This is a genomic window from Planococcus soli (genome assembly GCF_016881065.1).
GTDB classification, from domain to species: Bacteria; Bacillota; Bacilli; order Bacillales_A; family Planococcaceae; genus Planococcus; species Planococcus soli.
In genome coordinates this window covers 23,291-35,478 of sequence record NZ_WXYN01000027.1, presented here as the reverse complement: position 1 = coordinate 35,478, position 12,188 = coordinate 23,291, and the positions used below count along the sequence as shown (strand labels likewise).

General features: G+C 41.9%; 10 protein-coding genes. 3 read left to right on the top strand and 7 right to left on the bottom strand.

What is annotated here, in order from left to right; genetic code table 11:
- Positions 1–109 precede the first annotated feature (109 nt).
- From GJB59_RS13160 to GJB59_RS13145, 4 genes are all read right to left on the bottom strand, one after another.
- The gene (locus tag GJB59_RS13160) at positions 110–856 is read right to left on the bottom strand and encodes a DUF6602 domain-containing protein (protein WP_142830830.1); all 747 of its coding nucleotides are present in this window, start codon (positions 854–856) and stop codon (positions 110–112) included.
- A 59-nt stretch (positions 857–915) separates the two neighbouring features.
- Complete coding sequence (locus tag GJB59_RS13155) at positions 916–2,646, bottom strand: ATP-binding protein (protein ID WP_142830828.1); 1,731 nt, start codon at positions 2,644–2,646, stop codon at positions 916–918.
- Position 2,647: 1 nt separating this feature from the next.
- A complete protein-coding gene (locus GJB59_RS13150; protein WP_142830826.1) occupies positions 2,648–3,712 on the bottom strand; it encodes an SIR2 family protein in 1,065 nt (354 codons plus the stop codon).
- Between the two features lie 79 nt (positions 3,713–3,791).
- Positions 3,792–5,636 (bottom strand): DUF2075 domain-containing protein, encoded by a 1,845-nt coding sequence (locus GJB59_RS13145; RefSeq protein WP_142830824.1) that lies wholly within the window; start codon positions 5,634–5,636, stop codon positions 3,792–3,794.
- A 190-nt stretch (positions 5,637–5,826) separates the two neighbouring features.
- Between GJB59_RS13145 and GJB59_RS13140 the strand changes: the two genes are divergently transcribed.
- Positions 5,827–6,099, top strand: coding sequence for a hypothetical protein (locus GJB59_RS13140; protein ID WP_142830822.1), 273 nt, complete (start codon positions 5,827–5,829; stop codon positions 6,097–6,099).
- A gap of 258 nt (positions 6,100–6,357) precedes the next feature.
- Here the strand turns inward: GJB59_RS13140 and GJB59_RS13135 are convergent, their stop codons facing one another.
- The gene (locus GJB59_RS13135) at positions 6,358–7,164 is read right to left on the bottom strand and encodes an Ltp family lipoprotein (protein WP_142830820.1); all 807 of its coding nucleotides are present in this window, start codon (positions 7,162–7,164) and stop codon (positions 6,358–6,360) included.
- A gap of 423 nt (positions 7,165–7,587) precedes the next feature.
- Complete coding sequence (locus tag GJB59_RS13130; protein WP_142830818.1) at positions 7,588–8,490, bottom strand: LysR family transcriptional regulator; 903 nt, start codon at positions 8,488–8,490, stop codon at positions 7,588–7,590.
- Between the two features lie 134 nt (positions 8,491–8,624).
- On the opposite strand from GJB59_RS13130, the gene hutG reads away from it, so the two are divergent.
- Positions 8,625–9,590, top strand: coding sequence for a formimidoylglutamase (gene hutG / locus GJB59_RS13125; protein WP_142830816.1), 966 nt, complete (start codon positions 8,625–8,627; stop codon positions 9,588–9,590).
- A 4-nt stretch (positions 9,591–9,594) separates the two neighbouring features.
- Positions 9,595–10,797 (top strand): sodium/glutamate symporter, encoded by a 1,203-nt coding sequence (gene gltS, locus GJB59_RS13120; protein WP_142830814.1) that lies wholly within the window; start codon positions 9,595–9,597, stop codon positions 10,795–10,797.
- A 66-nt stretch (positions 10,798–10,863) separates the two neighbouring features.
- Here the strand turns inward: gltS and GJB59_RS13115 are convergent, their stop codons facing one another.
- Entirely contained in the window at positions 10,864–12,183 is a 1,320-nt protein-coding gene (locus GJB59_RS13115; RefSeq protein ID WP_142830813.1) for a short-chain fatty acid transporter, read from the bottom strand.
- Between the last annotated feature and the right edge of the window lie 5 nt (positions 12,184–12,188).

Here is a 12,188-nt window from a genome sequence, read left to right as displayed (position 1 = left end):
TAACTGCCATTCACTGCATTTTTTACTTGCCAAAAACATTTATTATGCAGTATTATAGGATGTCTTGAATTACCTTCAACATTGGATGCAGTCTTTTTAGGATTTATTCTTAATTCCCGTTAACTTTTAACTCTTTTGTTCCACTCCTATTGATTTCTTTATTCTCTAAAGGGAACCAAATACTACTATTGGTGTTAATTGAACTCGGAGAAACCGATTCTAATACATTAGTAATAAAATATGCTGGTGCCAATTTTTCCAAAGCGTAGGAATGCCATATATTCTTTTGACGTTCAGGAGAATTAGTCCAAAATCTTACAAAAGTACAAGTACCTAAACAAATATGTGTGATTACTTTGTTTATATTCCCCGCACATACATCATTTAAGGTTTTTAATAAAGCAGCTTCTCTTACATTATTATTTTCAAAAGAAAATAACCCCGTAAAACAAGGTCGCTTGTCACTTAAGATATTTCTATTCACTATTTCAGCATTTGAAGCTAGCTTAGAAAAAACTCGAGATAGATCCTGTGTATTTATTTTTGATTTAACTTCTATAATTCCCCTTACTGCATCTGGAGTGACAAATACTAAGTCACCATCTTTGAAAATAATCGGATAAGAAGAATCGTACAAAAGGACATCGATTTGGGTGGAACACTGATTTTTTGTATATATAAATCCTCTTCCCACTTTAATTGTTTCTGGTAAATATCTCCTTAAAATATTTCTTAAAACTGATTCTTTCCATTCACCGTCAGTTACCCAATGCGGATCGTCCATTAAATGCCGCACTCTTTGTTGTAAAGATGATAGTTCATTGGAAATAGACTGAAAATATGGGACCATATTCATTTTATTTCTCCTCACTTATTAACTTAAAGAAAACTATATTACTAACTTCGATATCTTTTTTATAGTCTTGCTTGGGCTCTCATGTTTTTAATTGCTTTCTTTATTTCTTCTTCATTTGGCTGATTAGCATCCCACTCTTTCCAAAAGTTTACTGTATTACTTTCAGGCTTCAGATTAGGTTCATGTAATTTTATTCTATTTGGCAATAATATAGCATCCCCCAAAACAAGTGCTTCTCCTACATCCAAAATAGGTAGGCAATCTGTGACGCCCTTTAGTGAATCTGGCATTAAATTTTTGACTACATTTTGATCACGATCATTAGTTAAACGTAATACAATAAAATTATTACATTGACTCAATATGGTTTTACTCACATCTGAAGGTCTCTGACTAACAACAAACAACGAAACTCCATATTTACGTCCTTCTTTTGCAATTCTCTCAAAATTATACAACGCCTGTTTCTGCACTGCATCTGCCTCATCTTTAGTTGGTAAATATAAATGGGCTTCATCGCAGAGCAGAGTGAAAGGCGTCCTTTTCTCATTATTCATCCAAAACTGTACGTCGTATAGTATTCTTGCTAACGTACCGGTAACTACCGGCAAAATGTCAGAAGGTACTTCTGAAAAATCAATAACCTTGATGCCCTTTTTCTCATCACTCACATGAAGTAAATTAAAGATAAATTTATTCATCCAATCATATGTATTACATTCCTCATTCGGATTGTATAAAAAAGCATATCTTTTATCTTCTACTTTTGTTTCTAATCTTGAAATAAACCTTGTAAGCTTGCTATTCCAATCTCCCTTAACATCTTTATTCGCCGCACCTTTCTTTGTACCCGTATCATCCTCTTTTAGTAATTCTATTAATTTGTTTAATGAATAAGGCACCGGTGAATCAACAGTAAAAGACTTTTTAACACTTTCCTCTTCAATATTTTTTAGCTTTAAATCTTTTAGATGAGTAGTAAATCTTGAAGATTGATTTGGAGCATTACTATCACTTCTATCAAGAATGGTAGATAGAATCTCTTCCCGATTTAACAGCCAGTAAGGTAAATAGATTATGTTTTTATTATTTTTATCTAAATCCCCAGCTCCCGCAATTTTAAAGCCTTCTGCAATTTTTGATTCTCCTTTAGTTAGAGGGGAATACTCGCCATGCATATCAAAAACTATAATATTAGGGTACTTTAACTCGCTTGCTTTCTCAAGAATAGTCGCCACACACCAACTTTTTCCTGAACCCGTGCTTCCTAAAATACTAGCGTGGCGCTGAAAAAGTTTGTCACCATCTAATATGGCTAGTGAATTTGTATCGTTAGCGAAATTCCCTACGACTAATTTTTGATTCTCCTTTACTTCATTACCTAAAATATTCATAAACCTTTCCAAGTTATCACCGTTCACTAAAAAACATTCACTGTCTACATTAGGAAAAAGACTTACTCCTCTCTTAAATACATTTCTTTTTAAACCGTCTACGCTTTTAAAAGTACCTATAAGCGTCGCTCTAATTAAATCATTAGTGTTAGATTCTATATCTTCTTCTTCTCCTTCTTCCGTTTCTACTAGTTCAAATTGTGAGCGGGTAACTTTTTCAACTATACATATTAGTTTCTCGTGTTCGTAATTTCCTTTTACTGCCATGATATGACCAATACTTAATTTCGTCATAATCATATGGTTATCGACCTTAACTATAATATTCGAGGTGTCTACACTAATAACTTTACCTATTTTATTCTCTTCATTTAAAGTTAAAACTTCTGCTATCATTTTAAAATACCTCCTTTATTAATTTTTCTACATCCCATAAATCAATCCCACAAATCTTATATGTTTTATTTTTGTAAAAAACCTCTGTTCCATTTTCCTGTTCACTATTGAAATTAGATAAAGCAATAACGTTATCTCTTCCATTAATTATTTTCTTTGTGTTTTCACTTAGCTCACGTGTAATTACTAAAGTTGCTGTATTAGATAAAATTTTAGGTTTTAAATGCGTTTCTAAGTGCTCATCATTAAATCCGTAGCCAATAAGAATGATTTTTGAGGCATTGTCAATCGCATTATTTGCCTTTGTTCTGTGAAGATCAAACGGTTTTTCGTAACCACTACGAAACTTATTAGCACCAGGAGTTATTAGTAACCTCTCTAAGCCCAAATCATGAGATGAGTGTATAGGATTTTCATTATACATATACCAACCTAAACATCCATGTGGTTTATATATTAGAATTTTCGGAGTGAATACTCTTTTCGTAGATCTTCCACTACGATCTATCCTTTCACAAAAACTCATTTGACTTTTTTTTTCGTCTAACTGAGAAATATTTTTACCGTAAAAAAGATTATCAACTGGTATTCCTTCCACTTCTGCTGCAATTTCAATCAACCTATCATAATTGGTCGTAATTATACTTAATCCACTATCGGGGATTGAAAATTTTTTGATAAAGGATGAAAATCGCAAATTTTTTTCTCCAATTACAACTTTCATAATTACATCTTTTTCTTCTTGTTTTATTAAGTCAGTTGTAACTTTTCTAATTACAGCTTCAATATCTTCATTTGGTGGAAACTTAAGTAAAGTAGCCTCCAAATTAGCTTCCTTTTTTAAATTTCCATTGCTATCTAACAAGTCATTTTGAATATTATTCCATTCATCTATACTTTCTTTCTTTATTCTCTTTGGTACTTCTTCTATTAATTCCATTGCCAATTTCCACATACCTGGCAATCCCTCAGCACATGAAAGTCCTGAACCTATAATCAATACCGTATTTTTACTAAAGAAAGATTGCACATCTTGGTACAATTTATTTTTAATTTCTGTTTCCAATATTGTACACCTCAAAATATATCAAATTTAAATATTCCATATTTATACATTTAATTCTCTTTCAGTCAAAATATTTCTGTTACTTAGTAATAAAAAGTTTTTTAATCTTTTCATCAACACAATAAACATAACAACCCTTCATACCTCTCGTCATCAACGTCTTATAAGTATTCCTCACCAACTGATCAAGCGGGTCAACCTCATACTTACCCTTAGGCTTAGCCGGTCTGGCGCCTTTATCTTTAAAGTTCTCTCTCTTTACTTCAATCGATTGGGTTTCTGTATTATAAGTCAGATCATTGCCGATGATGACACCCACATATTCCATTTCAAGTCCTTGTACGGTATGGATGCAGCCGATTTGTTCGGAACCTTCCGGATGGATAGCCCAGTCGATGCGGGCGGGATCGTTCCATGGCATAGCGAAGTCATGAACCTCCACCACAACATCTTTCGGCAGCTCTCCATCCACTCTTTTGGTGTTCCATTCCCACGCATAGCCGGCGAGCAGGCGGCCGCCTTTTTCTTTGACTACCTTTTCGTAAAGCTCATGCGGAGAATCGACGACTTGGAAGTCGAAGTCCCCGTCCAGTTGAATGTCCTGCTTCCGGTCGTAAAGGACATTGTCGAGCCACTCCAAGTAATTGCCTGAACCGGCGCAGCGGAATTGTGAATCGAGTTCGACGACATGGACCGTGGAGTTCTGCTTTTCGGCTTCTTCTTTCAATAGATTGAAGCTGCCGATGTCTTTATTCGAAATAACCTGCTCGTCATCGATAAAGAAGACGCTTACTCTGCTGGAGCGGATGATTTGAGTCGCCTGGTTTTCGCCTTCGATTTTGCGTTTCATATGCCCCTGGTTTTTCAGTCGATGTGCTTCATCGCAAACCAGAACGTCATAGTAATTCAAAGGCGTTTCCACATACGACGCAGAACCTTTAAAAAGGCTCCGTATTTCCACAAAGCCGCTCCGGCCGATCAGTTTCTTCCGGAGGATTTCGCGGAACGATTGGTTCGGCGTAATGTACTCAATGGTCGCTTCTTCGCCTAACAGAAAGTTCATCAAGTTCAAACCGATAACCGATTTGCCCGTTCCGGGTCCACCTTTAATGAGGATCGTGTGCTTCTGGTCTGTTTCCAAATCCATGCCGTTATAGATCGACAACACTTTCTCATAAGCGACTTTTTGTTCATCGAGGAGAATGAATTCTTCGTTTCCTTCGAATAAGGAGTTGACGGCTTCCACCAGCTTCTTGGAAGGTCGGATACGCCCTTCTTCGATTTTCCGGGCGATTTCCGTGCCTTTCCCTTCAGATACCGCATCGTTGATTCGTTTCCGCAACAGCAAGTCATCAAATTGGAAATAGATTGGAGACTGTTCGACATAGCTCGTATAGCGTTCATTGAGCAAAGGCTCTGCCAGTTTGTTCGGTATGTAATTATGCAGATAAGCACAGGAGCTTAAGCTGATGGATGTATCTTCGTATAGGGCTTCGTTAAAATTCTCCAGATAACGTTTATAGGACAGCGATTGATAGGACGGATGAACGGTTTCGCGTTCTCGGCCGCCCAGAAAGGTTTTGACGATGCCGTCTCCTTCCGCCAGCTGTGATTTATTCCATTGCTTCAGTTCAACGATGACCGCGTTTTGCCGGCTGGTCTTGTCTTCCCCGGTAATCAGGAAATCAATGCGCTTTTCGGTGGAAGGCAGCTTGTATTCCAATAGTACGTGGGTACCTTCTTTCAAGTCGGCGTCTCGCAAAATCTTGGCCATTTGCGGCAAGGAGTTGGTCCATGAACGGATTTCGCTTGGCGACACGGAATGGTTCATCTTTTCCTGCACCTTTTCAAGGAGCACAGATTCGATGCGCTGTTCCAGTACGTGGTTGATGAACTTTGAAGAGCTTTCGTTGTAGATGATCATGGGGTGCTCCTCTCTAAATCTGGATATTCGATACAAATATATTACCACTATTTTACTGTTCTAAGTTGAATAAACGAAATATTTTTACAATATTATCATTTTTCTCTTTTAAATCTTTTTTTTATTGATTCTAAGTTTCCATGTAACATTTTTTCTAGCATGCCCGTCTACCTAATAAGAGGTGAACAAAATGAAAAAAACCAGTATTGGAACCCTACTCGTATTCCTTCTCATCTTCAGCGGTTGTTCCAACACGAATCCGGAGATTACTGAAGCTGAGGCAATAGAACTTGTTCAGCAGAGTCATGAGGAAACGTTCGGAACAGTAGATATCCTTTCGGTCAGCTATGAGAATGGTAGATACATTATTGAATGGAAGAACAAAGAGAATTGTGAAAAGGGCATTGATTTTATAGATGGAGAAAGTGGAGAAATTAATATAGACGAAGCACCTATTTGCTGATGACAGATTCGCAGCTTATTGTCTTCAAGCTAAAGAAACCTCTAAGCATAAATAATGCTTGTAATAGCTTAGAGGTTTGACGTTTTTGAATTTTTTACAGTAGTGGCCGGATCTCAAAATCACTAATTCAAAGCATCAAAAAAGACCACTAATAACAATGTTATTTAGAGGTCTCTTAAACTTATTTTTATTTGATTTTGAGCTGCTGTTCTAAACGGCTTAGCGGTAAGGCAGCAACTCCTTACTATACTATTTTCACTAAAGTCCTATGGCGCCCACTGCATAAGTAGCATCTGCATTACTGTATCCCTCATACTCCAATTGTTCGATCAATCCAGATCTTGAAAAAGAAGTGTACTCTATATAGTCTTCGGCTGCCAATACGGCTTGTTCGCTCCAGTCCACCGTTAGCTCTCCTACCGCGTTAGTTGCATCCGTGTTGCTAAAGCCTTCAAATTCCAATTGCTCGACTAAGCCACTTTGTGAAAAGGGCGTATAGGAGATATAGTCTTCAGCCGATTTCACTGCCTGTTCGCTCCAATTTACATCGATTTGTTCTACGGCGTATGTTGCATCCGCGTTATCAAAACCTTCGAACTCCAGTTGCTCGACAAGGCCGCTTTGCGAAAACGCAGTATACTCGATATATTCTTCAGCCATACCTATCGCTTGTTGCTGTGAAGCTGAGCCAGCATTTTCTGCTGCTTGGCGTTCGGCCTCTTCAGCCTCGGCCTTTGCTTGTTCTTCGGCTTTTGCCTCGGCTTCTGCTAGTGCCTTCGCTTCTGCTTCAGCTTGTTCTGCTGCTTCTGCTTCGGCTTTCGCTTCCTCTTCTGCTGTTGCTTTCGCTTCTGCTTCAGCCTTTGCTTTCTCTTCAGCCTCTGCTGCTTCTTTTTCTGCTGCCTCAGCCTCTACTTTTTCTTCTGTTTCAGCTTTTTCTGTCTCTGCAGCTTCGACTTCTTCTGTCACTTCAAGCACAGGTTCATCTGTCTCGACAGCCTCTTCCCCACAACCGCTTAAAAGAACAATTAATCCAGCAGCCGATAACATCTTTTTACCTTTTCCCATAAGTACACGCTCCTTTCTAATAATGAAAATTTGGAATTGATTTCCCATCAAACTATTCACACACACTAATAGGACTTTACCTCCTACAAAAACACTTCATTTGTACTATTTAAATGTTAATATACCATAACATTTAGCAGGTTTATATAGCATTTTCGCAATTAAATCCTAATGGGAAGAATCTGGACTTTTTTATATCCCAGCTGAGAAAGCTGATTGACCATCTTTTTTTCAGCTATGATTCGGATTGATAAATGATACCCTAACCCTTTCAAATTTCTATAATAATTTATATAATTTCATCACAAAGAAGAGACGATAATTAAACAGAATAAACTCACTTAATCTTTTTAAAAAACCCTGCAGTTCAAAAAAACTACAGGGTTTTATTCTATGTACGATTCCTTTTCATAATGACTCTGTTCACTTCCCCAAATCCTCCATCCCCTCAAAAAAAGACTGGATCAAATACATCGACCGCATCACCAACGGCGGCAAGTAGCGATTCGTATCAAAAGCCAGATAAACGGTACGGGACACCGTTGAATCCTTTATCGGTTTGATGGAATACGTAGAGATTGTGGAAGCTTTCAGGTAGTTTTCGGGGACGAACGTGACGCCCAGGCCTTCTTCGACAAAGCTGCAGGCGGTTTCGAAGCGCTCGACTTCGAACTGGATGTTCGGCTTTATGCCGGCTTGCCGGAAAGCGTTCAGGATGTCCTCGCGCGTTTGGAAGCCTTCCTTAAAGATGATGAAGGCTTCGTCTTTCAGATCGGTTATCCGGATCTCTTGTTGTGCTTCCAGTGCATGCCCCGGCGGCAGCAATGCCACAAAGTTCTCCCGGTAGATCGGCAGGGCTTCCACTTCTTTTCGGGAAATCAGCTGGTTGGTGATGGCAAAGTGGATATCGAAATTATTCAGCGCCCGGTTAATGTCATCCAGCCCCAGCACTTCGATGATCTCGATGTGGACATCGGGAAACTCTTCCTTGATTCTCTTCAATACTTTCGGAATCCAGAACTTGGCGGATTCGATGATGCCGATCGACAGCTCCATCGGCCCTTGGGCTTTCAGCCGCTTGAGTTCTTTTTCGACATGCTCGAAATGGGTCACAAGTTTTTTGGCTTCCTCGTAAAGGATCCGTCCTTCTTTGGTCAGCGAAATTTCCCGCATGCTGCGGTCCAGCAACACCAGCCCCATATCCGTTTCCAGCTTTTTGATGGCAATGCTCAGTGAAGGCTGGGCAATATGCAGGCTGGCGGCGGCCTTTGTAAACGTCGAGCTCTCAGCTATGGCAATAAAATATCTCAGCAATCTAATATCCATAACGCACCTCTCTTCTATAGTTAGTAACTATGAAAATATAGATTATTGGTATTAGTAATTATAGAGTAACCTAACTACAATAAAAATACAGTTATTTCTGAAATAATAATCATTTCATTTGAGGGGTGCTTTTCATGTATAAATTACCTGACAGCCAATTATGGCAAGGGCGTATCGATAGCAGCACCGATCGGGACAGTTTCCGGTTTCACCAAGCGGTGCAGACCTGTGCACTGGATGACTTGTCGGAAGAACCGTCAGCATTAGCTGTAGTGGGTTTTGAATGCGAAGAAGGCGTTCGGCGCAATCAGGGAAGGCTTGGCGCTGTCGAAGCACCAAATGCCATTCGCAGCAGCCTTGCTTCCCTTCCTTATAATTTTGATGCCAACCAAAAAATCTTTGATGTCGGCAACGTTGTTTGCGTTGGGTCTTCACTTGAAGAGGCACAGCAGGAGCTGGGGACAACTGTCCAACAGCTTCTGGAAAAGTCAACGACACCCATCATCCTAGGCGGCGGACACGAAACCTTATATGGCCATTACCTCGGCGTTCGCGGGTTTGCCGGGGCTGACGCCAAAATCGGATTGATTAATATCGATGCACATTTCGATCTCCGGGAAGCAGAACAGCCGTCTTCCGGCACCATGTTCCGGCAGATTCTTGAAGACTATCCGAATGCCGGTTATTTGTGCCTCGGCATCCAGACGTTCGGCAACACACAGGCTTTGTTCAAGAAAGCAGAGTCGCTTGGTTGTGAGTACATGCTGGCGGAAGAACTGAATCTATCCGATATGCCGGCAGCGGTCAAAACGATTGATGCGTTTTGTGCCCAGTACGACATCGTCCTGGCGACTTTGTGCACCGATTCGATCAGCGCTTCGGCGGCGCCAGGGGTCAGCGCTCCTGCTCCGCTCGGCATGGATCCGGTGATGGTATGCAAACTGCTTCGGTATATCGTGGCGAAACAGAACGTCAAAAGCTTTGATATTTCCGAAGTCAATCCCGCTTTGGACGAGCAGCAAAGAACCGTTAAACTGGCCGCCTACCTGGTGGCTGAAGTGATGGACAGCTTTACAATGAAGGTTGAAAAAGAGGAGTGATTTGATGACGTTGGAACTGAACCAAGTAACGACCATCTTTCTGGCAATCGCCGTTTTCATGGTCGGCTCTTACCTGAATTCAAAAATCAAGATTCTGGACAAGTACTGCATTCCAGCCCCGGTAGTCGGCGGCCTTTTACTGGCTTTTATCCTGACTACTTTAAGAGGCTTCGACATTGTCAGCATCACGCTCGATACATCTCTTCAAAGCCTGTTCATGCTGGTGTTCTTCACGACAGTCGGCTTGGGTGCAAGTTTCGGCTTGATCAAAATCGGCGGGAAACTGCTGGTGATTTACTGGCTCGCCTGTGGGTTTTTGGCACTTGTCCAAAGTGCTATCGGGATTTCGCTTGCTTCCCTATTGAACCTGGATCCGTTGATTGGCATCATGGTAGGTGCCGTTTCCATGGAAGGCGGGCATGGAGCCGCGACGGCGTTCGGAACGACGCTTGAAGAAATGGGCGTGGACGGGGCCTTATCGATCGGCTTGGCCGCCGCAACTGCCGGGCTTGTCGCCGGCGGATTGATTGGCGGACCGATCGTCAAATACTTGATCAATAAAAACAACCTTCAGTCAGATGAACCCTTGGATGTGCCTGTTTCCAAATCTTCCAATCCTTTATCTTCTGTTGCTTCGCCGATCACTTCCCGGGTATTCATGGTGCAGTTATTCATTCTCGGATTGTGTATGGCAGTCGGCTCTTATCTTGGAGACTGGTTTACGAGCGTGACAGACTTTGCGTTGCCGAACTACGTCAGCGCCATGTTTGTTGCGGTCATCGTCCGGAACATTCTGGACCGGTTCAACGACTCGATCATCGAGATGAAAACCATCGGCATTATCGGGGACATCACGCTGAGTATTTTCCTGTCCATGGCATTGATGAGCATCAAGCTTTGGGAAATCGCTGATCTCGCGTTGCCTTTATTCATCATCATCTTTGTGCAGGTCGTCTTTATCGCCTTGTTCGGCATTTTCGTGCTGTTCCGCCTGCTTGGCAAAAACTACGACGCTGCCGTCATGGTCGGCGGCTTTACCGGCCACGGCCTCGGTGCTACACCGAATGCCATGGCCAATATGGATGCCATCACGTCGAAATACGGGCATTCACAGAAAGCTTACCTGGTCGTTCCGATCGTCGGTGCTTTCCTGATTGATGTGTTCGCGATGCCGATCATCATCACTTCTATTAATATGTTCAGCTGAAACTCAAAAACACCGATCAACCAGCAAAGGGCTGGTTGATCGGTGTTTTTTCATAACTTTTTTCACTTACAAAAACAACAACCCAAGCCCAATCACAACTCCGCTGACAAACAGCACAATGAGACAGAAGCCCATGATGTCTTTAGCTTTCAGGCCGGCGATTGCCAGTGCCGGCAATGCCCAGAACGGTTGGATCATATTCGTCCAGGCGTCTCCCCATGCTACAGCCATCGCGACTTTCGCGGTGTCGCTGCCGAGCATTTCAGCTGCTTCCAACATGATCGGTCCTTGCACTGCCCACTGTCCGCCGCCTGAAGGGACGAAGAAGTTGACGAGTCCTGCGCTTAAAAAGGCGAAAAGCGGGAAGGTCTCTGCGGTAGAAACGCTGACGAATGCATCCGAAATGACGGCTGCCAAACCGGAAGCTGTCATCATCCCCATGATGCCCGCATAAAACGGAAACTGAATGATGATGCCGCCCGCTCCTTTGACGGCTTCTTGAACCGCAACCAAGTATCTCCGCGGCGTTCCGTGGAAAAGGATCCCAAGGAACAGAAACATAAAGTTAACTAAGTCGAGTGTTAAGGCAAAACCATTTTGAATAAAGTAATAAGCGACAAACGAAATTCCGAGAATACCAATGATTGCAGACAGGATCCAGCTGTTTTCCAGCCGTTCTGCCGGCGTCATATCCGCTTTCGCCGGTTGCTCCTCGACTACAGGTTCCACCAGCACTTTCGGATCGACGACAACGGTTTCTTCTTTTTTCGGCATCATCAAACGGTTTAATAATGGAAGGATGATAACTAATGCTGCAATGATGATCAAGTTATAGCTGGCAAAAATCGTTTCTCCAGTCGGAATGATGCCGATTTGATCAAAGAATGGATGGCCGTCTGTCGCAATCGACAGCGGAATCGAACCCGAGAACCCGGCATGCCAAATCAGAAATCCGGAGTAAGCGCTTGCAATCAGCAGCCGGTAATCGACATGTTCGACTCGCTTCGCCAACTCTTTTGCGAATAATGCACCGATAACCAACCCAAATCCCCAGTTGATCCAGCTCGCAGCAAGTGACACCAAGGTTACCCAAATGATTGCGCTGCCCGGCGTCTTCGCAAAGCTCGCGAGTTTGCCAAGTCCTTTTTTGAAAATCGGACTGCTTGCCAATACAAATCCGGTAACCAAAACGAGCACCATCTGCATGGAGAACGCTAACAACGCCCAGAATCCTTCACCCCAGAAGGCGACCATTTCAACAGGCGTTGAACCGGTCAATCCCAAGCCCATTCCGAACACAACGAGCGTTAAGATAATAACGAATAAAAACGGATCGGGCAAATATCTTTCCATCAAATTATTGGAAAAACGGATAATTCCTTTCATCTTCT